The following is a 22704-nucleotide window of genomic DNA, read 5'->3' as shown; positions in this document are numbered from 1 at the left end:
CGCCGCGCATATCCGGACGTTAAGCCAGCAGAACTCCTGGCGAACAGGACGCATCATGCAATTCACCGCAGACCATGCCACCGCTTCTCCATCAAGTTTTGTCTTCGACAGGCTGGGATTGGTTATTGCGCTCATCATCATTGCTGCAATATTCATCCAACCTTTTGCTCTCGTGCGTCCCAATCGCATCGCAGCAACTGCGCCGGTCTATATATGGAATGCCTTGCCTTTGTTGCAGGCGCTTGTCTTAATCGTGCTGGCACTCGGTACAGCCCTCATCATGGCGCTGCGGTCGAAGTCTGGCGTCCGGCTTGGAATTCTGGTCATCACTCTCATCATGCTGGCCATCTCCATTGGCTGGAGCGCGACCTATCTTACACCAACTGGCAATAATTACGCCCGTGTTTCGCCTGGCGGCAGCTTATGGCTGATGGTCTTTGCTCTGGCACTTGCCATCGGTGACACGCTTGTGCGGTTACATTTAAGGCCCCCGTCACGGCTGGTAGCACTCGGTATCTTCGTTCTTTTGCTCGGTGTGTTGCTCTATAGCGGCGTCTGGAACGATGTTTCCATTTTCAAGGAATATGCTTCCCGCCGTAGCACATTCATGCGCGCACTAAGTACTCATGCTTTTCTGGCGGTGGGCTCGCTGATCGCTGCCTTCATCATTGCCACTCCCATCGGCATCGTAATCCATCGCGTTAAACGAATCCGCGATGTGGTTTTGTCTTTTTTCAATGTAATCCAAACCGTTCCCTCGATGGCGCTATTTGGCGCGCTGATCGCCCCCCTTGCATGGGTTGGCGCTAATATGCCAGGCGCGGCTGCGCTCGGCATTGCCGGCATCGGTCCCACACCCGCATTTATTGCGCTTGTCGCTTATGCGCTTTTGCCCATCGTCTCAGCAACCGTTACAGGTCTCGATCGTGTATCGCCGTCCATCGTGGACGCAGCCCGTGGTATGGGTATGACCTGCCGTCAACGCCTGTTCTCAGTAGAATTACCACTGGCCTTCCCCGTGATCCTTACCGGTATCCGTATAGTGCTCGTGCAGAATATCGGTCTTGCGGTCATTGCAGGTCTCGTCGGTGGCGGTGGTCTTGGCATGTTCGTCTTTCAGGGGATCGCCCAGACAGCCACCGATCTGGTGCTGCTCGGAGCTCTGCCAACCGTTGCAATGGCATCCTTCGCCGCCATCTTGCTAGACGCGCTGATTGAAATCAGCCGCGGCCACCAGAATTTGGAACCCGTCCGATGATCGAGATTTCAAACATTACACGTGTCTACGGCACACAAATTGCCGTCGACAATGTCTCACTGGCAATCGAAGCAGGCGATGTGGCGGTCATTGTAGGCACGTCCGGAGCGGGCAAGACAACGCTGATGCGCATGATCAACCGCCTTGTTGAACCAAGCCGTGGCGTTATCAAGATCGACGGCAAAGACAACCGCGAACTGCCACCTCATATTCTACGCCGTGGTATCGGCTATGCCATTCAGGATCACGGACTGTTTCCACACCGCACCATCGCCGAGAATATCGCAACTGTCCCCAATCTCCTCGGATGGGGCAAGGCCAAAACCTCTGCTCGTGTCGATGAATTGCTATCGCTGTTTCATCTCGACCCGGCTATCTATCGTGATCGCATGCCGCATGAGCTTTCAGGTGGTCAGCAGCAACGCATCGGTGTCGCCCGCGCCTTGGCATCCAATCCAGCCATCCTTTTGATGGATGAGCCATTCGGTGCGCTCGACCCAATAATCCGTGACAAGGCGCAGGAAGATCTGCTGGCCATCCAGAAGCATTACGGTACCACCATTGTTCTCGTAACCCACGATATGGAAGAGGCGATCCGGCTTGGCTCGCGCATTGCCGTGATGGATGAGGGTAAATTGCTGCAATATGCGACACCGGAAGAAATTATCACCCAGCCTACAACAGAGTTTGTTCATGCCCTGCTCGGTGGTGGCAGCGACCGCATATTCCGGCTGTTATCGCTTGAAACAGTCGATGGTCTCATTGAACCGGGTCAAGCCGAAGGCGAAGCAATATCCAGCGACACATCGCTGCGCGAAGCACTTGGCACCAGCCTGTGGTCAGGTCGCCCTGCACTGCCCGTTAGCCGCAACGGTGAGATCGTTGGCTGCATCACCCGCACAGCAATTGAAAACCGTGCCCGGAGGGTCGCATGAAACTGGGAACAGTTCTGAAAACCGGACTGCTGGGAATTCTTTGCATTTTCATTTTAAAGTCTGAATGGTTTCAGAGCTGGCTGGCACCGTTTACCCGTGATAATGCACCGGCCATCTACACGCAGAATTCACTCTTGACACTCACCATCAACCATCTGGCATTGGTCGGGATCACAACGTTGACGGCGACGATCATTGCAGTAACGCTCGGCATTTTGACCACCCGGCCCAGCGGACGCGAATTCCTGCCACTGTCGCGCGCCATCGCCAATATCGGACAGACCTTTCCGCCTGTCGCCGTTCTGGCCATCGCCGTGCCGATCTTCGGCTTTGGTTCAGTTCCGACTTTCATCGCTCTATTACTCTATGGCCTGCTACCTATTTTTGAAAATACACTGACTGGTCTCACTGAGCTTGAACCATCTGTGATCGATGCAGGTCGCGGCATGGGCATGACCGATCGGCAATTATTGTTCAATGTTGAGCTGCCGCTTGCACTACCAGTGATTTTGTCGGGTATACGCCTCACTGCGATTATTTCGCTCTCTACCGCAACCATTGGTTCAACCGTTGCGGCAAGCACACTTGGCGAAGTCATCGTTGCAGGACTTCTATCCGGCAATACGGCATTCGTTCTGCAAGGTGGCTTCATCGTGGCGGCACTTGCGGTTCTGATCAATGCAGCCTTCGTTTATGCGGAGCAGAAGCTAAGAAGCAATACTCCCCATTAAAAGCGTATGTATGAGAACATTAAACGGGGCTATGAGCGGCCGTGCGTTGTCGATGTATCCATCAAACCAAAGAGTGTGTCATGAAATTCCAACTCACCGGTCCTTATGATCGCAGAGAAAGCAACTGAACTTATCTCAAGTCGGTGACCAGCTGAATCTCATGTTCACAGGACAAATGTATACGGCACAAAATGAGGAGTTTATAACACAATAAAGATCAGATTTCGGATGATGATAAAGCGTACTGTGTTGCTCCGATACTCTTTATCATCACCTTTTCTGTTAATTGAACGCAAGCATATGCGCTTTAAGCTTCGGGCGAATAACCAAAAGTCACGGCAGGATTTTCTGCCGTTTCAACCCAGATGCTCTTGGCCTGCGTATAGGCCATCAACGCATCCTTGCCACTTGAGCGCCCGTAACCGCTACGCCCGAAACCACCAAATGGGGACATCACCGAAATGGTTTTGTAGCCATTGATCCAAAAGGTGCCTGCCCGCACATTTGCAGCCACCCGATGGGCGCGCGCTACATTTTCTGTCCATACGGCACCAGCAAGCCCATAAGGATTGTCATTGGCAAGAGCAATCGCTTCTGCTTCATCATCGAAAGGCATCACAGCAACAACCGGCCCGAACACTTCTTCCTTTGCGATCGTCATTGCCGGATCAACTTGGTCGAGGATCGTGGGGGCGTAATAATAGCCACCTGTTTCCTCGAGCTGTTCAGGCTTTTTACCACCTGCTGCAAGAACAGCACCGTCGGATACGCCGTCACGCACCATCTGATCGATCTTTGACCATTGGCGTTCGTTGTTAATCGGACCGATATGTGAATTGTCGTCATATGGATTACCGACAACGATCCGGTTTGCCGCATCGGCATAGCGCTCTACAAACTGCTGATGGATAGAACGATGCACTAACAAGCGTGAGCCCGAAACGCAGCTCTGCCCGGCACCGCTGAAGATTGCCGACTGTGCGCCAATAACTGCGCGCTCAATATTGGCGTCCGGAAATACGATATTCCCAGACTTACCACCGAGCTCGAGAATGCAGGGAACAACATTTTTGGCGGCCGTTGCTGCGATGGCTGAACCTGCCTGTGCCGAGCCAACAAAAACGACGAGACCGGTGCGCGGATGCGAAACTGCAGCCTGACCCGCAGTTGGTCCCTGACCCGCGATAACGTTGACCAACCCACGCGGCGCCCCACCCTCCTCGCACATCAAGCCAAGAATGAGCGTGGAAAGAGGCGTTAGTTCAGATGGTTTGATCACGACGCCATTGCCTGCACAGATTGCCGGCGCAATCTGCCAACCGCCGGTGAAAAGTGGCGCGTTCCACGGCGTAATCTGTGTGACAACGCCAATTGGCTCGTGCCGAGTGTAATTGAGATGACTGCTCGGAACAGGAATAACATCGCCGTAAAGCTTGTCGCACCAACCGGCATAATATTCAAACATTTCGGCGACACGTACGGCCTCGCCACGAATGTCACGGATCGGACGACCTGCGGAGCGGCTTTCAATTTCGGCAATCAAAGGGGCATGTTCGCGGATACGCCGGGCGATTTCGTTCATCACACGACCGCGCGCTGACGCGGTTAGCGACATCCATTCTTTTTGAGCACGGGAAGCGCTATCCATAGCGGCATTGATGATCGACTGGTCTGCGTCCTTAAACGAAGCGAAGATCTTGCCGGTCGCGGGATCGGTGAGGTACTGATCAGCACCACTACCTGCGATTATTGCGCCGTTTACGAAACTGCCTATTTCACCCTTTGGAAAGAAGCCTTTGAAAATCTCGGAGATGCGGGCGGCCTGTACCTGTGGGTCAATTGGTTGGGTCATCATATTGCTCATTATTTGGAGGATTCAGGCTGAAACGCACCCATGCGGGTGAAATCATCACTGTCTTTAAGGTGATCGGCACCGGCCCAAAGCTTTGCTACAACCGATGTCAGCGGGTTTTCCGCACCAGTGCGCACGGCCATTTCCTGGGCAAGACGAACATCCTTGCGCATCAGCCCCATCGAAAAGCCGCTATCGAACCGGCCGTTCATTACCCAGGTCGGGAAATGGACCTCGCTTATCATGGACTTTCCTGAGGCAGCATTCAGCACGCGCAATGCGGATTCCGGGCTTATTCCGGCAGCAAGTGCCAGTTTCAGCCCCTCGCTGGTGGTCACCATATGCGCAGCCGCCAACAGATTATTGACGAGTTTTGCGACATTACCGGCACCGCTTGGGCCGACATGCAGTGCTTTGGCGGCCATGGTTTCGATCACGGGCTGGGCGAGCGCCAGATCGGCATCGCTGCCACCAATCATCATGGTCAATTTACCTGAGGCCGCACCAGCCGGTCCACCGCTGACGGGCGCATCAAGGAACCCATGTCCCATGGCATCAAGCTTGGCCGCAAGCGCGCGGCTTACATCGGGTTCGGATGTGGACGTGTCGATAATGATCACGCGACCGCGATCGGCACTTGCCAACAGATGACTATGCGCATTGACGACGTTTTCAACATCGCGTGCCGTTGGCAGGGAGAACACAAGAAAGTTCGACTTCTCAAACAGGAGATCAAGCGTGTCTGACGGCGTTACGCCCGCCTTTTCCGCTAGTACCTTACGTTCGGCAGACAAATCAAAACCCAGCGTCGCAAACCCTTTCGCCGCAAGCGTCTGCGCCATGCCCAGCCCCATACTGCCGAGGCCCACAACGCCAATCACCGGTTTTTCTTGTAGCGACATTCCGCATCTCCATTTTTATCAAACCGGCCGGGGCCAGTCAAAATTCAATGGAGGAAAGCTCGCACCTATGGGGGGCAGCGCATAGCCGGATTGCGAACAACGCAGCGTCCCATCGCAAGCAACAGTCGATCGGATATTTTACTTGAACGCCGCCATGCTACCAGCAAGGAAACCGCTAAGGCGTTCAACCGAAAGCGGCAGGCGGCGGCGTGCGCGCACCATCAAATGTGCACTCGCTTCAGCTAATGGCGGGTCCGACAGTTCGCGTATTCCGACCGCGCCACGCGCAAGCTCGGTGGATACTGCAAAGCGAGGCAGAAAAGATATGCCAAGGCCAGCAATCACAAACCGTCGCAGAACATCGATTGATGTCGTTTCCACCAAGGGGGCAATAGCAAAACCGCGATCAGCGGCAACACGCGTGACCAATTGCGTGATGCCATGCCCCGGGCGCAAAAGCGCATTGGGCAAGCCCGCACAGTCAGCGAGACGCAGCTGGTCTTTTTTCAGCAATGGGTGCTCAGGCGGCGTCACTACACACAGCGGCTGTCGTGAAATAGCCAGAGAACGAACCCGCGTATCCATCAGCGGATTATAAGCAATACCAATATCCGCATCGCCATTGGCAATACCATCAAGAACACTTTCGGTACTGCCAAGTTGCAGATCGTACTGAACGTCGGGGTAAACTTTTACAAAAGAGCCAAGTCCATACTCAAGTACATCAGCCAGAAAGCCCTCTCCACACAGAATACGGACACGCCGCTGCTGTACGCCTTTGAGGAGCCCCAATTGCTCCGTCAAAAGACTGCTTTCTTCAAGAACCCGCCTGCTATGTTCCAGAACTAGTTCACCCGCTTCGGTCAAAGCCATGCCGCGCGCGTTGCGTTCAAACAACGGCAAGCCGATATTGCGTTCTGTATCCGCAATCTGGCGGCTCACCACCGAAGGCGCGACGTTCATGTGTTCGGCGGCACCCCGGATCGAACCGATCCGGACCACCGCTATGAACATACGTAATTCTTTAGCGTCGAGCGTTTCCATACCGGTATGTTGCTCAGCAGCCACCATTGGTCAACACGCATCCCGGATATCGCAACACGATCATTACTCCGGAGACAGTTCAGTTGCGACCAGCTTGATCCAGAAATTGGCACCTATTGGCAAAAGCGCATCGTTGAAATCGTAATAAGGTGAATGCAGGCCCGGATTATCTCCATCACGGCGGCTGCCAAGCCAGAAATAGCATCCCGGGCTTTCCTGGAGCATAAACGCGAAATCTTCCGCAGCCATGCTTGGTGCCACATCAAGTACCTTAAGACCGAGGCCCGGCGAAGCAGCCAGTTCACGTATCTTGCGGGCATTCTCTGCTGTATTGATTGTCGATGGATAGCGTTCTTCGTATGTGAGACGCGCGCGACAGCCGAAACCTTCTGCAATCGATGCTGCCAGCGTTTGCATACGGCGAGAAATCGTGGCCCCGACTTCAGAGGAAAACCAGCGTGAAGTGCCACGGATCGTCATACTCTCAGGGATGACATTCCAGGCGTCGCCACCATGTATCTGCGTCACGGAAACAACAGCGGATTCAAGCGGTGATACGTTACGGCTGGCGATGGTCTGCAAAGCAGTAACGATCTGAGCTGCTGCAACCACAGGGTCAGCCCCTTCATGTGGCATGGCTCCATGAGCACCCTTGCCTGTGACTTCGATCTCAAACGTGCCAAACGCCGCCATCATGGCATCGTCGCGTGCCACACATGTCCCCACATCAAGCGCTGGCCAATTGTGCAGACCATAGATCGCATCAACGGGAAAATCTGTGAACAGCCCCTCACGAACCATTTCGCGGCCGCCACCCTCGTTTTCTTCCGCTGGCTGAAAGATGAAATGCACTGTGCCGTCAAATTCGAGCTGACTGATTGCTTTCGCGGCGGCAAGAGCCATTGTTACATGCCCGTCATGCCCACAGGCGTGCATCTTTCCTGTCGTCTGCGAGGCATAGGTCACGCCGCTTTTCTCGACAATCGGCAATGCATCCATATCAGCACGGATACCAATGGAGCGCTTGGATGTACCACGCGTCAAACTACCAATGACACCCGTTCGGGCATAGCCCGTCCTGACGGCAAAGCCCCATTGCACGAGCTTTTCAGCAATAAAGCCGGCTGTACGATTTTCCTCAAAACCCAATTCAGGATGACGGTGTAAATCATGCCGCCATGCAAGCGCCTCCGCGACATCGGCTTCTGACAGAAAAACAGCCATATGAATATTCCCTATGTGAGACATCTAACCGGGGCAGGTTCATGAACCTGCCCCGGAAACCTTTTATCCCGTTATACGCAATGTCAGATCCGCGACAATAACTGAGCCGAGATAAGTACCGATCATCACGCAGATGGCAACGATAACGATCTTCCAGCCCGAGCGGCGGGCGATCTCAAACTCGTTGCGGGTCAGTGCCAGACCGCCATAGGCAAGCGCAGGCGTCGCCAATGCCAGGAAGTTCAGGTCAGCGACTTTGGCCACAACGTAATCAGCTCCCGGCACACCCGGAATGGTGATGATGATGGCAATCAGCGAAACCCATGCAACGCTTGGCAGATAAAATGGCATGAAGCGGGCCAGCATCAAACCAAAGATGGACGCTGCATAAAGAATCGCCATGCCAGGCAGAGCCTGTACCGGTGTAACACCGGTGCCAATCCAGTTGGCAACCAACCCGAGAAAACAGGCGATTATCAGCAGCAGTGCATTTTCGACGATATCAATCTTACGCTCATCAGTCGTCTCAACGGACAGGGTCAGAGTGTCGATTTTGTTTTTCATAGAATCGGAAGTCATATTCTCGTCCCCTTATGCAGCATCGCGATATTCTTCAGGACGGCACTTCTTATAGAGCCATTCCGTCAAAGGCAGCGCCACGAACAAGCCCACATAGAGACCCGTCGCATAAGTAAGAATATTGCTGGCTGCGGCCAAAGCCAGGATCAGATCCTTCTGTTCCGGAATTACGCTGACCAACCCGCCAGTACAGGCGGCGAGCATACTGCCTGAACCCACGCCGCATGACATGGCAAGCGCGCGGAAATCGAACAGTCCGAAGCTGTGAACGATTGGTGGTAGCAGAGCGAAAACGAATGTACCAATCAAAGTACCGGTCGCATAAACACCCATCACACCGGCACCTTCAGGACTATCAAGTCCGTATTTATCGGCAATCAAAGCCAGATTTGGCTCACGATCGATGGAATAGGTTGCGCCGACGGTTTCACGTCCCATACGCAGCACAAACACCGCTATCGGGAACGCCAACGCGATGGTGCCCAAATTACCAATTTCCTGCAAAACCAGAGCAGGACCGGCAGCGATGATGTTTTCAATCTGCGGGCCAACCGTTGTGCCAAACTTGGCAATAAACGGCATGATGGCAATGGTGATCATTGTGCCGGAAAGCTTAACCGAATCCGACTTCAGGACTTTGCCGGTTGCCTTAAGAATATTGGGATTAAAGACGACACCTAAAGCAAATGCGTAAAGCATAGGCAAAAAGATGACAGCACCAATACCGATGGATAATTTTTGGATGCCTATCAGTTCTGAAATAGAAATGATCAGCAGCACAAATGCATGCAACCAGATATGTCGCAAAGCAAATACGTTATTCCCCTTCACGCGGCTCTCCTTGTGGTTTCTTCATACGCGCTTTCGGACAAGTATGATCAGTTTGCGCCCCAGCACCAGCCATCCCCAGAGGAACGCAGCGTTGCTTAGATGACAACGCTATGAAGGGTCAATGCGAAGCTGACTTCGACAATCGATCATTAACAATTCAGCCGAGATCTGAGACTAAAGCTGGTTTGAAACCGAAATTCTGCGACACGCTGGACTTACGATCACCCACTATCCGAACCTTAGAGGTCTTTTGCCAAACATCCGGGTGCTGCGTATCAAGTTCCCTGCTCTGAAATAAACTTACGTTTTGCGCACAGGAATTCCCAGAAGCTTTCAGCGTGATTTTGAAGGGGAGTATCGTGACGATAGATGCGGATTTCAACGGTGAGGTCCCAGTAGGAATCCGTGGAAGCACGCACCAGTTCTCCACGTTGCATCTCGTCATAAATCAGGCTTTCAGGTAGCCACGCCATTCCCCATCCCGCCAACGCCATTGCCTTCAGCCCGATGGAGATCGTGTTCTCGTGCATCACCCGTCGTTTGAAATCGGGTCCAACCAGGAATTTTTGTGAAAGTGCCGCCCCGAAAAATGAAAAATCGCCGTAACTCAGATAAGGCAATGCCTCACCGCTAGCGATTGCATGATCCAGCATTGGACCAAATTCTGAAGGGGGTGAAACAGGTATCAATCTGTCAGTACCCAACACGATTGATGGAAATTGCTGAGGATCAATGAGTATAGGCACAGACGGATGCGCATAGGTGAGAAGAAAGTCGACCTCACCTTCGGTGAGTGTGGCGATGTTATCTTCGAACCCTCCCCGATCTGGACTGAGCCGCGAGCGTACAGTGCCAATTTCCTTGTCGATCTGCTTGAGCCATTGCGGAAAGAAAGTAACCGTCAATGTGTGTAGAGCAGAGAAAGTGATCACCGGGTTTTTGACTTCACGATTTGGCTGAAGCGCCTTGCGTGTGTTGTAAAACTGCCGAACGGCATCCTGCGCAATGGGCAGAAAGGTCCTGCCTTCTTTTGTAAGCTCTGCAGGAAAAACTGCCCGATTGACAAGCGTCACTCCAAGCCAGAGTTCGAGCTGCTTGATACGACGCGAGAATGCAGATTGCGTAACATGGCGTGTATCAGCGGCGCGCGAAAAGCTCGACGTATTTGCAAGCGCGATAAAGTCTTCAAGCCATTTCAGTTCCATTTTCGACCTGCCCCGCACTTTAAGTTTCGGCTTTACAGCATCACTACAGAGAAATCTCTGAGCAAACTATCGCCATTAAAATGTGTTATGCAGTTTTTGCATAGTGATTGCAAAACATAGCATTGGCCTGCCAAATTCTTTTTACTTACCGTCACCCTCAACAAAAAATGAAATGTCCGAGGGCGTGTTTTGGCTAGGGTAATTTATTTGAATGGAGCCTTCGTAGAGGAGAGCGAGGCAAAAATTTCGGTTTTTGATCGCGGCTTTCTCTTTGGTGACGGAATTTATGAAGTCAGTGCGGTTCTCGACGGGCGCCTGGTAGACAATGATCTGCATCTCGCACGCCTTGAACGTTCGGTGAAGGAGATAGGCATTCCGCTTCCTGCATCGCTCAACGACATTCGCAAAGCTCAAATAGAACTGATCCGCCGTAACGCTCTGCATGAGGGCGTCGTTTATATGCAGGTTACACGCGGCGAAGCCGAGCGCGACTTCGTTTACGCCGACAACATGAAGCCGAACTTCGTCATGTTGACACAGGCAAAAAACCTCGCCAACTCTCCTTCGGTTCTCAATGGTGTGCGCGTTGACGTTGCCCTCGACACGCGCTGGGCGCGCCGCGACATCAAAACCGTGATGCTTTTGGCGCAGGTGCTGGCCAAGAAGCAAGCCAAGACCAAGGGCTACCATGAGGTCTGGCTAGTTGAGGATGGTTTCGTCACGGAAGGCGGTTCGTCGACTGCTTTCATAATCACCAACGAGAATGTGCTGATCACCCGCCCAAACTCGCATGCAATTTTGCCGGGCTGCACCCGCCGGGCGGTTTTGCAAATAGCCAAAGAACAGCATCTCAGCATCGAAGAACGTCTTTTCACAGTCGATGAGGCGAAGGGTGCAAAGGAAGCATTTCTGACCAGCGCTTCGAGCTTTGTAACGCCGATCATTGGCATCCAAGATCATACAATCGGAGACGGTGAACCGGGGCCGATCACACGTCGTCTGCAGCAAGTCTATCTGGACCTCGCACGCACCGGGAGTGAGCCTGTTTTTCAACAGTAACCTTCAAACAAAGGATAAAAAGAGGGGAATATGACAATAAAAAAACTTTTCAAACAAACCGCTTACGGAGCACTTTTTGCAAGTGCCGCCGTCATAACTTATGCCAGCACGGCATCTGCCGCCACTGAGGGGTATGGTGACTGTCCGCTGATCGGCGAAAAAGGCACCGCGAAGATAGAGCCGGCAGTAGCCGGCCAGTTCACGGTCATCATCAATCTGCCTGCAGTCGGTCAGTTTAATGGCGACACGCCGGATACGATCAAAGATGGCTATGAATTCTGCATGGCGGTTAATGTTGCCCATCGTCTGGGCCTCGATAAAGTAAAACTGGTCAATGCTTCGTTTGACTCCATCGTAGCAGGACAGAATAAGGACTATGACATCGCTCTGGCGCTGATTTCCGTTACAGAGCCACGCAAGAAAGTTGTAGACTTTTCTGCGCCTTACATGAATTCGGGCTACGGTGTCGCGGCGCGTGCCGATAAGCCTGTGACTGAAGCCGATATCAAAGCGGTTAAGGTGGGTACACAAGCAGGAACAACACTCGTTCCTTTCGCACAAGACACGCTCAAAGTCGCAAGCCTTGACGTCTTTGACGATACCGCATCCATGTTTACCGCACTCGCGGCAGGCAAGGTCGATGCTGTCATGACCGATCTGTCGATCACGCTCGGCCAGGCACACAATTCCAACGGCAGGCTCGCTGTGGTGGGTAAATATGAATCGAGCGGTGAGACCGCGGGCATTTATCCAAAGGGTTCGCCGAACGGCAAAGTCATCGACCAGCTGATCGAAGACATGCACAAGGATGGTACGCTCAAGAAGCTTGAGGAAGCTTACTTGCTACCGTCATGGGGTACATCTCCGGATAATATCCCACTCTGGAAGCCGTAAACTACCGATCTTTCGGGCTGCAACTTGGCGTTAGGGCTGCAGCCCGGTCAATATTCAAATACGACCCTGGTCAAGTGAGGGTTTCTGCTTCGTACACCGCATATAGGGCATGTTTTGATCTGAATGAATCAGATGAGTGTTCTAACTGTTCGTTTTGACACGCATCCCGAAAGCCGTTTCTTACTCTTCGGGATGCATATCCGGCGGTGAATAAAGCGAGGCCCTGACCTGTTTCATCGAGAGTAAAGTCATGTCCCATCTGGCACCTGAAGCCAGCGCGCAACGCGCCCAACAATGGCGCGACCGCAACAAGGTCCGCACCCATGGTGGGCGATCTCTGTTTGCTTTTGCCTTTTCGTTCCTCACCTTTCTGGCGATGGCACAAACCGCATATAGTGTTGCCAGTTACACAATAAGCCAGGGTTGGTCTTCAACACCGGTTATTGCGGCCAGCTTGGCTATTCTTACTGCTCCGCTTGGCGTCCTTTGGTTTGCCTGGCGGGCCGTTCAACTATCCAGCAAGGCCGGAAACAATACCGATATCTATCAGGGACGGGCGTTCGGCGCTCAGGCATCGGATATATCCTGGCAAGCTATTTCCTATGCTGTCGCATTGCTGATCATCAGCGCAAGCGCATGGTTCCTCATCGCCAATGACGCAGCCGTCAGCCGCACGTTCTTCGACGTCAGTCTTATAGTGAAATCCTCTGGCACTGTGCTCAAGGCCTTTGGCACGAATATCATTATCTTCTTCATTGCGGCCTTGTTGATCCTTGTCTGGGCATTGGTCATAGCGATTGCACGAACGCTGCCGGGTAAGGCTGGCAGACCTATCCGCGTGATTGCAACATTCTATTGCGATCTTTTCCGCGGTCTGCCCGCCATCATAACCATCTATCTCATTGGGTTCGGCCTCCCACTGACAGGACTGCCGATCATCAGGGATCTGTCTTCAATTTCCTATGCGATTATCGCGCTAACGCTGACCTACGGCGCCTATACGTCGGAGGTCTACCGGGCAGGCATTGAAAGCGTACACCCAAGCCAGATTGCGGCAGCCCGTTCGCTTGGCCTCTCTTATACGCGCACGATGCGCTATGTCGTAATTCCACTTGCAGTGCGTGGGATTATCCCTCCACTTATGAACAACTGTATCAGCCTGCAAAAAGATACTGCATTGGTGGCCATCATCGGCACCATCGACGCCTTCAACCAGTCCAAGATCATCGCCAGCAACTATTTCAATCTCTCAGCCGTCACCACGGTGGCCATTCTGTTCATCCTGATCACCATCCCGCAGGCGCGTTTCGTCGATCGTCTGATCGAACGGGATCGTCGGAAAACACGTTCGAGCATGTGAGAAAGGACCAGACAAATGGCACTGATTGAAATTGATAAGGCCTATAAGCGTTATGGTACACTGGAAGTGCTATCCGGCATTTCTCTCGACATCGAGGAACATCAGGTGGTTTGCCTGATTGGTCCCTCCGGATGCGGAAAATCTACTCTGCTGCGGTGCATCAATAGATTGGAAACGATCGATGAAGGTGAAATTCGTCTCCATGGTGACCGGGTCACGGGTCCGGGCGTCGATCTTGACTTGTTGCGTCGCGAGATCGGCATCGTTTTTCAGGGATACAACCTGTTTCCTCATATGACGGTGATGGAAAATGTGACGCTGGCCCCGACTAAAGTTCTCGGTATGCCCCTCAAAGAAGCCGAAGAAAAGGGGCTGGCATTGCTGGCCCGCATTGGCCTTGATCACAAGGCGAAGGAATACCCCGACCGTCTTTCTGGCGGTCAGCAACAACGTGTGGCCATTGTGCGTGCCCTTCTGATGGATCCGACACTTCTGCTTCTGGATGAAATTACTTCGGCACTTGATCCTGAACTCGTATCAGAAGTGCTTGATATCGTGCGTGATCTGGCCAAAAAAGGCATGACCATGGTGCTTGCCACCCATGAGATGGGCTTTGCCCGCGAGGTCGCAGACAAGGTCTGCTTCCTGCAAAGCGGTAAAGTCTATGAGGAAGGCCCACCTTCGCAGATTTTCGGCAATCCGCAGGGTGAACGTACGCAGGCATTCCTCAAACGCATTATAGAAGCTGGACGCCTTTAGGAAAAGACGAGATTCGGGAACAAAAATGACTGATATGGCACGCGACTTCGGCATCGTTTGTGGCATTTTGCCGACAGGTGCAAACAACGCCATCACCGATGTGCCGGGCGTACGTGTCGGCCATCATACGTTGCGCGAGGGTGATATCAATACAGGCGTTACTGCTATCATCCCGCATAGCGGGAACATGTATCGCCGTAAGGTGCTGGCTGCCTGCGATATTATCAATGGCTTCGGCAAAAGCACGGGTCTGTTGCAAATCGAGGAATTGGGAACTCTTGAAACTCCAATCCTCCTCACAAATACCTTCGGTGTGGGGACCTGTGCTAATGCATTGATCCGTGATGCAATTGCGATCAATCCCGATATTGGCCGCACCACAGCAACCGTCAATCCGGTTGTGCTTGAATGCAATGACGGACCTCTCAGCGACATTCAGGCAATGGCGGTTACCGAAGAACATGCGCGTCTGGCGCTGAAAAATTCAGGTTCCGAAGTTACTCAAGGTAATGTCGGGGCTGGAACAGGCATGACTTGTTTTGGTTTCAAGGGAGGCATTGGCACATCTTCGCGCCAGTTCGAACTTGACGGTAAATCTTATCATCTGGGTGTATTGGCACTCACCAATTTTGGCCGTGCAGGTGATCTGGTTCTACCGGACGGACGCATGCCTTCCCCCAAAGCCCAGCCTCAACCGGAAAAAGGCTCTGTCATTCTCGTTCTTGCAACCGATGTTCCCTTGGAACATCGCCAGTTAAAACGTGTCACGCGCCGTTGCGGCGCTGGCCTGGCGCGGCTTGGTGCCTTTTGGGGGCATGGTAGCGGAGACATAGCTGTTGGATTTTCAACGGCTGTATCGTTCGACCATGATGAACCAAATGATATCGTTCGTTTCACAGCACTTAACGAAAACCGTATCGATATTCTGTTTCGTGCAGCAACCGAATCTACACAGGAGGCCGTACTCAACTCTATGTGCGCGGCCGAAGCCATGCGCGGCCGCTCCGGCAGCCGCCGCTCACTCGCCGACTGGCTCCGCAACGCTCACTGCTGAGCAGTTACACGAGTAGAGGCGTATGGATCGCGGGCCAATCCATACGTTTGGCCCCAGCGTGGCCGACATACTTTGCCGGTGTTACCAACGGCGATACTGAAATTGACGCAACCGGACAACCGCTCCTCGTCCCAAAACCAGTTTTCACTTTTGGAAAATATACTCAAGTTATACCAAGGCGCTAAGATGCTAACGCATCACGCCTTGATAAAGTTCAAGCGCCACTCGGGCTTAACCAAAGTCCATGAGTTTCATTCAATGAATTTTGGTATTACTCCTCTTTCGCTTAACGTGACAGCAATCTAAAGCTAATGTCATCTGCGATGAAGTCGGAGGCTCAGACTTGACGCTACGTTACCAGATCGTTGCATTGGCAATCGTGCCGCTTATCGTGGCTATTCTCACCGTAACTGCCTTCATCACATGGCAGTCAGCAAAGCTTGTACAAAGCAGCATTGCTACTTTTGAGAAGAATATGCTGAAGGCCAAGGAAACCGAGCTGCTGAACCTTACCAATCTCGCACTGTCGTCCATTCAGAAAATCTATGAAGACGCCGGTCCTGACGATACAGAAGCAATGGAAAAAGTGCGGGCGATCCTCACATCGCTTGACTATGGCCGTGATGGCTATTTTTTCGTTTATGACTATGACGGCAACAACGTTGTTCATCCGCGCCAATTGTTTCGTCCGGGGCACAACTGGCTCAATCTCGTTGATCCGGACGGCGATCGCGTCATCGCCAATCTCATTGATAAAGCAAAAGAAGGAGGTGGCCTGCATCAATATAAATGGGAAAAGCCCTCCAGTGCCGAGGTGGCCGATAAACTTTCTTTCGCTGTGGGTCTGGATAAATGGAAATGGATGCTCGGAACGGGCGTCTATCTCGATGACGTCTACGCACAAACCGCAGCAGCAAATGCGGATTTCCGGGCCAATATCCGCACAACATTCCTGGTCGTCAGCCTAATTGCAGTCCCAGCAGTGATGCTCGTCTTCGCTACCTGCATGTTGCTTAACTTGCGGGAACGGCGAATGGCCGACACCAAACTTAAAGAGCTGGCACAGCGCATCATCGATACACAGGAAGAAGAAAGAGCACGCCTGGCACGCGAACTACATGACGGTATATCGCAGAACCTCGTAGGGGTGCGTTATGCCATCGATCTTGCAAGTCGTCAGGTCGGAACAGCGAGTAGCGGAGCTCCACAGGCAATCGAAAAAGCATCCGACGCCCTCAACGGAGCAATTAAAGAAGTGCGCCGTCTCTCTCATGATCTGCGTCCGCGTATTCTGGATGACCTGGGACTGACGGTCGCTTTGAGAGCACTTTGCGACCATTTTTCAGAACGCACCGGTATAGAGACACATTTTGAAGCGAGTGGCCTGAGCGAAATGGTGAAACCGGAACCAAGCACCGCGCTTTATCGGGTTGTACAGGAAGCTCTTACCAATATTGAGCGGCATTCAGGTGCCAACCAGGTCGACATCCGGCTTCGCGGCCTAAAAGGTAAAATAACAATGACAATTACCGACAACGGCAACGGTTTCACCGCACGTGATCTGAAGGATGGACTATCGGGATTGGGTTTGCGAAATATGCAGGAACGTATGGCACATTTTGGCGGTGTGCTCTTGGTTGAAACAGGCGTAAATGGTACGCAACTCACTGCACAGTTGCCGAAATCGGTCACAGAAAAAAGGCCGGAAGCAGGAGTCGCATGACGAACGAATGTAAAATTCGCGTATTGCTGGTCGATAATCATCCTCTGGTTCTGGACGGTTTACGTGCGGTTCTTGAAACCTATGAAGATATTGAAATAGTTGGTGCCGCTGCAAATGCTCGCGCCGCCCTGGAGCTTGCGTCATCGGCTGATCCCGATGTCGTGTTGATGGATATCAATATGCCACTTCTCAACGGTATCGATGCGATCGAACTGTTCAAGAAGCAACTGCCCGGTATTCGTATCCTCATGTTGTCCATGCATGACAGCCGCGAATACATTTCCACGTCTATTATGCGTGGTGCATCAGGCTATGTTTTGAAAGATGTCTCAACAACAGAAATTGTCACGGCAATTCATGCCGTTGCATCTGGAGGCACATATTTCTCTTCAGGCGTTTCCGAAGCGCTTTTGGAAAGAGGCGAGAAAAAATCTGAAGGGCTGTCCGCGCGCGAAGCCGATGTGCTGGTACTGGTTGCAGAAGGTGGCAGCAATCGTGAGATTGCGACCAGACTGGGTATTTCAGAAGCAACGGTTGAAACACATCGCAAAAATATCAAGAAGAAGCTCGGAATTGCCAGCACCGCTGGTCTCACACGCTATGTCATTGAAAACAGACTGAGCCTCTCGTCGCTTTAATCATCCCCAACCAACAATTTGCTTACCCACTAGTGGGTATAGCTTTGTTGCTTTGGTCTATCGTCGTCTTGCCGCGATGAGTCCTCGATCATAGTATCCTCCAAAACCGCTTGAGGAGGCGGAAAAGAAGGGGAGGAGCGATGTCAGTTTTGCTGGCGTTGTCGCGCGCCATTGACGCGGCCAATAATTTCATCGGAAAATCAGCATCCTGGTTAATACTTGTGGCGGTTCTTATAAGTGCCATCAATGCTGTCTCTCGCAAACTTTTCAACGTCAGTTCCAATGCGTGGCTCGAGGCGCAGTGGTATCTGTTCTCCGCGGTTTTTCTGCTTGCCGCAGGCTACACGCTGCTGCATAGCGAACACGTCAAGGTCGATCTTCTCTACAGTCGCTATTCACGACGAACCCAGTTGCTAGTCGAGATATTCGGTACGGTTTTCTTTCTTCTGCCATTCTGCCTCATCACAATCTATCTCTCATGGCCAATCGTTGAGGCGAAGCTGGCCAGTGGAGAAACCTCCAACAATACAGGCGGATTGGTGCTTTGGCCGGTCTGGATTCTAATTCCCATCGGCTTCGGCCTGCTGGCACTACAAGGCATATCCGAACTCATCAAGCGTATCGCCATCCTACAAGGGCAGATCCCGGACAAGGTCGCCGTTGAAGATGCCGAAGCGCAGTCGCTCTGAGGGGAATGGACATGATTGCATTTCTTGCGGAAAATCTCGCTCCCCTCATGTTTCTCTCGCTGGTAGCCGTGCTCCTGTTGGGCTATCCCGTCGCGTTTGCCCTTGCCTTTGTCGGCTTCGTCTTCGGTTTCATCGGCATCGAACTGGGCCTGCTGCCGGTCAATCTGTTCGGCGCAATTCCCGATCGCATCTTTGGGCAGATGTCGAACGAGACATTGCTTGCCATTCCATTCTTCACTTTTATGGGGCTTGTTCTGGAACGAAGCGGCATGGCGGAAGATTTGCTCGATACGATCGGACAACTTTTCGGACCTGTACGCGGGGGGCTCGCATTTGCAGTGGTTATTGTCGGTGCGTTGCTGGCAGCAACGACCGGCGTGGTTGCAGCCTCTGTCATTTCCATGGGTCTCATTTCCCTGCCGATCATGCTGCGCTATGGCTATGACCGGAAAGTCGCGGCCGGGACAATTGCAGCGTCCGGAACCTTGGCGCAGATCATCCCTCCCAGCCTTGTCCTCATTGTTCTCGCCGACCAGCTTGGACGTTCGGTAGGCGATATGTACAAGGGCGCGCTCGTCCCAGGACTGTTGCTTGTCGGCTTTTACTGCGCCTTCGTCGTCGGCATGTCGATCTTGCGACCCAATACTGTTCCCGCGCTACCGGTGCACGCTCGTACATTGAGGGGCTGGAAGCTCGTTCAGCGTGTCGTGTTCTCATTGGTACCGCCGCTTGTGTTGATCTTTCTTGTCCTTGGAACAATCTTTATTGGCCTGGCAACGCCGACAGAAGGTGGCGCGATGGGGGCGGTCGGCGCGCTGCTTCTCGCTATCATCAACCGCCGCCTTAACTTACCGATGCTGACTTCCGCTCTCTACGCGACTGCGAAACTCTCGTCATTTGTTATCTTCATTTTGCTCGGTGCACGCGTTTTCTCGCTCACCTTCTATGGCGTCAACGGTCACATCTGGGTCGAACACCTGATGACGTCCATTCCCGGCGGTGAAGTCGGCTTCCTGATTGTCGCCAATCTTTTGGTGTTCTTTCTGGCCTTCTTCCTCGATTATTTCGAGCTGGCCTTCATCATCATCCCGCTTCTGGCGCCGGTGGCCGACAGTCTCGGCATCGATCTGGTGTGGTTTGGCGTCATGCTGGCGGTCAATATGCAGACATCGTTCATGCATCCGCCTTTCGGCTTTTCGCTCTTCTATCTGCGTTCGGTCGCTCCATCCCGCCCCTATAAGGACAAGGTCACAGGCGCGACTATCCAGCCGGTGACGTCGGGCCAAATCTACATGGGATCGATCCCGTTCCTTTTGATCCAGCTTGTTATGGTCGGCATCATCATCAGCTTCCCGGGCATCGTCACCCACTACAAGAGCGGCCATCCGCAGGCCGATCCGGCATCGATCCAGATCAATGTGCCAATGCCAGATGCTGGCGGCGGCAATCCGTTCGGCGCAGCACCCGCACCTTTCGGAGCGCCTTCGCCGTCAACTGAGCCTCTGCCCGCGCCGTCTTTCGGTTCTCCGCAGCCGAGCTTCGGACAGGACAAAGACCAACAGCAAAAACCTGCGCAATGAGGGGAAAACGAGCATTGCGTAAGTCCTGATAAACCAGAACAATCTTAGGAGGAAACACATGAAACAGGATTTGAGCCGTCGCACATTTCTGACGAAGGGTGCCGCAATCGGCGCTGCCGCTGCCACAAGTGGAGCGGCACTCGCAACACCGGCAATCGCGCAGGAGTTGCCGACGCTGCGCTGGCGTCTGACTTCGGGCTTCCCGAACAATCTGGATACGATCTACGGCGGTGCAGTCTATATGGCCAATGCCGTTTCAAAGATGACAGAAGGCAAGTTCCAGATTCAGGTATTCCAGGCCGGTGAAATCGTGCCTGGCCCGCAGGCCATCGATGCGGTTCAGGCCAACACGGTCGAAATGGCGCATACGTGCGGCTATTATTTCACCGGCAAGAACCCGGCCTTCGCCATTGGGACGGCTATTCCCTTCGGCATGAACACACGCCTGCAGAATGCATGGCTCTATCATGGCGGTGGCAACGAGCTTTATAATGCTTTCCTTGCCGATTATGGCATTGTCGGTATCGTCGGCGGCAACACGGCGGCCCAGATGGGCGGCTGGTATCGCAAGGAAATCAAAAGCCTTGCGGATCTGAAGGGCCTGAAGATGCGTATCGCGGGCGTGGCTGGCGAGGTCATGTCGCGCCTCGGCGTCGTTCCGCAACAGCTTCCGGGCGGTGACATTTATCCATCGCTGGAGCGCGGAACCATCGATGCGGCCGAATGGGTCGGTCCTTATGATGACGAGAAACTCGGCTTCTACCAGATCGCGCCATATTATTATTACCCGGCCTTCTGGGAAGGCGGCGCTTCGGTACACTTCTTCATCAACAAGCAGCAATATGAAAGCCTGCCGGAGCCATACAAGGTTGCACTGAATACGGCTGCCGAAGCTGCGACCCAGAACATGATCTCGCTTTATGACGTGAAGAACACCGCTGCGATTCGTTCGCTGGTGTCGAAGGGCGTGAAGCTTCAACCGCTTCCGCGAGACGTTCTGGATGCCGCCTACAAGGTCGCATTCGAACTCTACGCGGAGTACAACGAGAAAAATCCAGCATGGGCCAAAATTTACCCAAGCTGGAAAAAATTCCGTGACGAAGGCTTCGAGTGGTTCCGTGTCGCAGAATATACCTATGACAGCTATGTCTTTGCGCAGCAGGCCGCAGGCAGATAAAATAATCGCGATAAGCATCTTCGATGCCTAAACATGAAGCGGGGCCCTATGGTCCCGTTTTCTTGACATGACATGAAAATCTATTGCGCAGTAAGCGGGCTTTCGGCTCTCCCTCGCCAGTTTTGAACCGGCATGGAACTCCGGTACCAATACGCTATATAACTCTTTGTAATTATGAACCTCTGCACGATTATCCTTTGATGCTGAACCACTAACTCCGCTCAAAGAACAGTTCCCGCCGCAACAGCATTATGGCGCACAACATAACCAAGATGTCCATCGTCCAGATTTGGTTGGGTCGAGTGATGGCAAATTTCTTCAGAAGATACGGACAGACCTCATGGCTCAGCGCAGGCTTGGAGGCATTCAGGCGACGATAGATCGTCTCAATGCCCATCTTCCTCGTCAGCATTTGCATGTGCAGGAGACCGACATCATACCTTTGGCATTCAAAAGCTCCTACAACATCCGGCCCCGGTGAGAGATAATCCAGATGCAACTCGTTTATCCAGCACATCAAAGCTGGACCGGCCATCGAGAGACCGGTCGCGGAAAGTAATAGGCAATGGCTCGGCTGATGCCGAGTATATTGGCCTGGCGGAAAATCGAAAAGGTCGTATTTCCGCTCAACAGCCCGGTCTTGCTAAGCGCGAGTTTCGACGGGGACGTTTCGTCGTCATAGCTCATGTTACCGAATGGTGAAAATTGAACAGAACCGCACCAGGTCAAACATACTGTTCAATTAGAACGCATATTCTGGTTGCGACTGCGTTCGAGTGTCAGTTCAGCAGTGGTCTGGCCGAGCCGTTTCGCCAACTCCCGCATGATCGTGACAGCCATTTCCGGATAATCGCTGAGGATTTTCGTGAAGTGCTCTTTGCTGATGCGCAAGGTTTCTAGCGGCGTCGCTGCCCTCACCGTGGCGGTGCGCCCCATATCGCACAGAATGCCGATTTCACCGACAATTGAATTGGGCTGGGCTCCGGCGACTCTGATTGGCCCGCCTGGTGTATCGACCAGAATATCCGCATCACCCGAAAGGATCACATAGGCAGCGTCCGATATGTCATCCTGGTGGAACAGCGTCTCACCAGATTTGAAGGTCATGCGGTCGGAGGTGAAGGCAAGAAGCTTCAGCCTCGCCGGCTCTACATCGGCAAAGAGCGGCATGCGCCGCAGCATTTCGACCTCATCCTTCAACAACATCAAT

General features: G+C 52.9%; 22 protein-coding genes. 13 read left to right on the top strand and 9 right to left on the bottom strand.

Annotation, left to right across the window (positions count from 1 at the left end):
- Nucleotides 1–55: 55 nt before the first annotated feature.
- From CEV33_RS19980 to CEV33_RS19970, 3 genes are read left to right on the top strand one after another with little or no spacing between them, the layout of a single operon-like run.
- A complete protein-coding gene (locus CEV33_RS19980; RefSeq protein WP_094542147.1) occupies nucleotides 56–1258 on the top strand; it encodes an ABC transporter permease in 1203 nt (400 codons plus the stop codon).
- Nucleotides 1255–2193 (top strand): ABC transporter ATP-binding protein, encoded by a 939-nt coding sequence (locus tag CEV33_RS19975; protein WP_094542146.1) that lies wholly within the window; start codon nucleotides 1255–1257, stop codon nucleotides 2191–2193. The genes CEV33_RS19980 and CEV33_RS19975 overlap by 4 nt, the downstream gene beginning before the upstream one ends.
- Nucleotides 2190–2924: an ABC transporter permease gene (locus tag CEV33_RS19970; RefSeq protein ID WP_094542145.1), complete on the top strand. Its 735-nt coding sequence runs from the start codon at nucleotides 2190–2192 to the stop codon at nucleotides 2922–2924. The genes CEV33_RS19975 and CEV33_RS19970 overlap by 4 nt, the downstream gene beginning before the upstream one ends.
- 307 nt (nucleotides 2925–3231) lie before the next feature.
- Here the strand turns inward: CEV33_RS19970 and CEV33_RS19965 are convergent, their stop codons facing one another.
- The 7 genes from CEV33_RS19965 to CEV33_RS19935 all read right to left on the bottom strand — a co-directional run bounded on the left by CEV33_RS19965 (nucleotide 3232) and on the right by CEV33_RS19935 (nucleotide 10561).
- On the bottom strand, nucleotides 3232–4776 hold the full coding sequence (locus CEV33_RS19965) for an aldehyde dehydrogenase family protein (protein WP_094542234.1): 1545 nt from the start codon (nucleotides 4774–4776) through the stop codon (nucleotides 3232–3234).
- Between the two features lie 11 nt (nucleotides 4777–4787).
- The gene (locus tag CEV33_RS19960) at nucleotides 4788–5678 is read right to left on the bottom strand and encodes an NAD(P)-dependent oxidoreductase (RefSeq protein ID WP_094542144.1); all 891 of its coding nucleotides are present in this window, start codon (nucleotides 5676–5678) and stop codon (nucleotides 4788–4790) included.
- A 138-nt stretch (nucleotides 5679–5816) separates the two neighbouring features.
- A complete protein-coding gene (locus tag CEV33_RS19955; RefSeq protein ID WP_235818467.1) occupies nucleotides 5817–6749 on the bottom strand; it encodes a LysR family transcriptional regulator in 933 nt (310 codons plus the stop codon).
- 36 nt (nucleotides 6750–6785) lie between these two features.
- Nucleotides 6786–7946, bottom strand: a complete 1161-nt coding sequence (locus CEV33_RS19950; protein WP_094542142.1) for a M20 aminoacylase family protein — start codon at nucleotides 7944–7946, stop codon at nucleotides 6786–6788.
- 63 nt (nucleotides 7947–8009) lie between these two features.
- On the bottom strand, nucleotides 8010–8525 hold the full coding sequence (locus CEV33_RS19945; protein ID WP_094542141.1) for a hypothetical protein: 516 nt from the start codon (nucleotides 8523–8525) through the stop codon (nucleotides 8010–8012).
- 12 nt (nucleotides 8526–8537) lie between these two features.
- The gene (locus tag CEV33_RS19940; protein WP_094542140.1) at nucleotides 8538–9356 is read right to left on the bottom strand and encodes a DUF3100 domain-containing protein; all 819 of its coding nucleotides are present in this window, start codon (nucleotides 9354–9356) and stop codon (nucleotides 8538–8540) included.
- A gap of 275 nt (nucleotides 9357–9631) precedes the next feature.
- A complete protein-coding gene (locus tag CEV33_RS19935; RefSeq protein WP_094542139.1) occupies nucleotides 9632–10561 on the bottom strand; it encodes a LysR family transcriptional regulator in 930 nt (309 codons plus the stop codon).
- 207 nt (nucleotides 10562–10768) lie between these two features.
- Here CEV33_RS19935 and CEV33_RS19930 point away from each other — a divergent pair, with 207 nt between their 5' ends.
- The 10 genes from CEV33_RS19930 to CEV33_RS19885 all read left to right on the top strand — a co-directional run bounded on the left by CEV33_RS19930 (nucleotide 10769) and on the right by CEV33_RS19885 (nucleotide 21494).
- Nucleotides 10769–11620 (top strand): D-amino-acid transaminase, encoded by an 852-nt coding sequence (locus CEV33_RS19930; protein ID WP_094542138.1) that lies wholly within the window; start codon nucleotides 10769–10771, stop codon nucleotides 11618–11620.
- 30 nt (nucleotides 11621–11650) lie between these two features.
- Complete coding sequence (locus tag CEV33_RS19925; RefSeq protein ID WP_094542137.1) at nucleotides 11651–12514, top strand: ABC transporter substrate-binding protein; 864 nt, start codon at nucleotides 11651–11653, stop codon at nucleotides 12512–12514.
- Nucleotides 12515–12764: 250 nt separating this feature from the next.
- Nucleotides 12765–13874: an amino acid ABC transporter permease gene (locus CEV33_RS19920; RefSeq protein ID WP_094542136.1), complete on the top strand. Its 1110-nt coding sequence runs from the start codon at nucleotides 12765–12767 to the stop codon at nucleotides 13872–13874.
- 15 nt (nucleotides 13875–13889) lie between these two features.
- Entirely contained in the window at nucleotides 13890–14633 is a 744-nt protein-coding gene (locus tag CEV33_RS19915) for an amino acid ABC transporter ATP-binding protein (protein WP_094542135.1), read from the top strand.
- Nucleotides 14634–14658: 25 nt separating this feature from the next.
- The gene (locus tag CEV33_RS19910; protein WP_094542134.1) at nucleotides 14659–15687 is read left to right on the top strand and encodes a DmpA family aminopeptidase; all 1029 of its coding nucleotides are present in this window, start codon (nucleotides 14659–14661) and stop codon (nucleotides 15685–15687) included.
- Between the two features lie 343 nt (nucleotides 15688–16030).
- Nucleotides 16031–17410, top strand: coding sequence for a two-component system sensor histidine kinase MctS (mctS, locus tag CEV33_RS19905; protein WP_094542133.1), 1380 nt, complete (start codon nucleotides 16031–16033; stop codon nucleotides 17408–17410).
- Nucleotides 17407–18048, top strand: a complete 642-nt coding sequence (mctR, locus tag CEV33_RS19900; RefSeq protein WP_094542132.1) for a two-component system response regulator MctR — start codon at nucleotides 17407–17409, stop codon at nucleotides 18046–18048. The genes mctS and mctR overlap by 4 nt, the downstream gene beginning before the upstream one ends.
- A 140-nt stretch (nucleotides 18049–18188) precedes the next feature.
- A complete protein-coding gene (locus CEV33_RS19895; protein ID WP_094542131.1) occupies nucleotides 18189–18737 on the top strand; it encodes a TRAP transporter small permease subunit in 549 nt (182 codons plus the stop codon).
- Nucleotides 18738–18748: 11 nt separating this feature from the next.
- Nucleotides 18749–20317 (top strand): TRAP transporter large permease, encoded by a 1569-nt coding sequence (locus CEV33_RS19890; protein WP_094542233.1) that lies wholly within the window; start codon nucleotides 18749–18751, stop codon nucleotides 20315–20317.
- 58 nt (nucleotides 20318–20375) lie between these two features.
- The gene (locus tag CEV33_RS19885; protein ID WP_094542130.1) at nucleotides 20376–21494 is read left to right on the top strand and encodes a TRAP transporter substrate-binding protein; all 1119 of its coding nucleotides are present in this window, start codon (nucleotides 20376–20378) and stop codon (nucleotides 21492–21494) included.
- Between the two features lie 211 nt (nucleotides 21495–21705).
- Here the strand turns inward: CEV33_RS19885 and CEV33_RS19880 are convergent, their stop codons facing one another.
- Together CEV33_RS19880 and CEV33_RS19875 are read right to left on the bottom strand one after the other, a co-directional pair.
- Nucleotides 21706–22029 carry a hypothetical protein gene (locus tag CEV33_RS19880; protein WP_094542129.1) on the bottom strand — a complete coding sequence of 108 codons (324 nt, stop codon included), beginning with the start codon at nucleotides 22027–22029 and terminating at the stop codon, nucleotides 21706–21708.
- Nucleotides 22030–22232: 203 nt separating this feature from the next.
- On the bottom strand, nucleotides 22233–22700 hold the full coding sequence (locus tag CEV33_RS19875; protein ID WP_094542128.1) for a cyclic nucleotide-binding domain-containing protein: 468 nt from the start codon (nucleotides 22698–22700) through the stop codon (nucleotides 22233–22235).
- Nucleotides 22701–22704: the final 4 nt, after the last annotated feature.

It is taken from the genome of Brucella grignonensis (assembly GCF_002252505.1).
GTDB classification, from domain to species: Bacteria; Pseudomonadota; Alphaproteobacteria; order Rhizobiales; family Rhizobiaceae; genus Brucella; species Brucella grignonensis.
The sequence above is the reverse complement of the archived record's forward strand: the minus strand, read 5'-3'. Positions and strand labels throughout refer to the sequence as shown.

Bases quoted from the DNA above. Each gene is read 5' to 3' on its own strand.
- mctR (WP_094542132.1), top strand. From the start codon at position 17,407: ATGACGAACGAATGTAAAATTCGCGTATTGCTGGTCGATAATCATCCT.
- CEV33_RS19935 (WP_094542139.1), bottom strand. From the start codon at position 10,561: ATGGAACTGAAATGGCTTGAAGACTTTATCGCGCTTGCAAATACGTCG.
- CEV33_RS19880 (WP_094542129.1), bottom strand. From the start codon at position 22,029: ATGGCCGGTCCAGCTTTGATGTGCTGGATAAACGAGTTGCATCTGGAT.
- CEV33_RS19920 (WP_094542136.1), top strand. From the start codon at position 12,765: ATGTCCCATCTGGCACCTGAAGCCAGCGCGCAACGCGCCCAACAATGG.
- CEV33_RS19975 (WP_094542146.1), top strand. From the start codon at position 1,255: ATGATCGAGATTTCAAACATTACACGTGTCTACGGCACACAAATTGCC.
- CEV33_RS19950 (WP_094542142.1), bottom strand. From the start codon at position 7,946: ATGGCTGTTTTTCTGTCAGAAGCCGATGTCGCGGAGGCGCTTGCATGG.
- CEV33_RS19910 (WP_094542134.1), top strand. From the start codon at position 14,659: ATGACTGATATGGCACGCGACTTCGGCATCGTTTGTGGCATTTTGCCG.
- CEV33_RS19970 (WP_094542145.1), top strand. From the start codon at position 2,190: ATGAAACTGGGAACAGTTCTGAAAACCGGACTGCTGGGAATTCTTTGC.
- CEV33_RS19945 (WP_094542141.1), bottom strand. From the start codon at position 8,525: ATGACTTCCGATTCTATGAAAAACAAAATCGACACTCTGACCCTGTCC.
- CEV33_RS19875 (WP_094542128.1), bottom strand. From the start codon at position 22,700: ATGTTGTTGAAGGATGAGGTCGAAATGCTGCGGCGCATGCCGCTCTTT.
- CEV33_RS19965 (WP_094542234.1), bottom strand. From the start codon at position 4,776: ATGACCCAACCAATTGACCCACAGGTACAGGCCGCCCGCATCTCCGAG.
- CEV33_RS19980 (WP_094542147.1), top strand. From the start codon at position 56: ATGCAATTCACCGCAGACCATGCCACCGCTTCTCCATCAAGTTTTGTC.
- CEV33_RS19885 (WP_094542130.1), top strand. From the start codon at position 20,376: ATGAAACAGGATTTGAGCCGTCGCACATTTCTGACGAAGGGTGCCGCA.
- CEV33_RS19925 (WP_094542137.1), top strand. From the start codon at position 11,651: ATGACAATAAAAAAACTTTTCAAACAAACCGCTTACGGAGCACTTTTT.
- CEV33_RS19890 (WP_094542233.1), top strand. From the start codon at position 18,749: ATGATTGCATTTCTTGCGGAAAATCTCGCTCCCCTCATGTTTCTCTCG.
- CEV33_RS19955 (WP_235818467.1), bottom strand. From the start codon at position 6,749: ATGGTGGCTGCTGAGCAACATACCGGTATGGAAACGCTCGACGCTAAA.
- CEV33_RS19915 (WP_094542135.1), top strand. From the start codon at position 13,890: ATGGCACTGATTGAAATTGATAAGGCCTATAAGCGTTATGGTACACTG.
- CEV33_RS19960 (WP_094542144.1), bottom strand. From the start codon at position 5,678: ATGTCGCTACAAGAAAAACCGGTGATTGGCGTTGTGGGCCTCGGCAGT.
- CEV33_RS19895 (WP_094542131.1), top strand. From the start codon at position 18,189: ATGTCAGTTTTGCTGGCGTTGTCGCGCGCCATTGACGCGGCCAATAAT.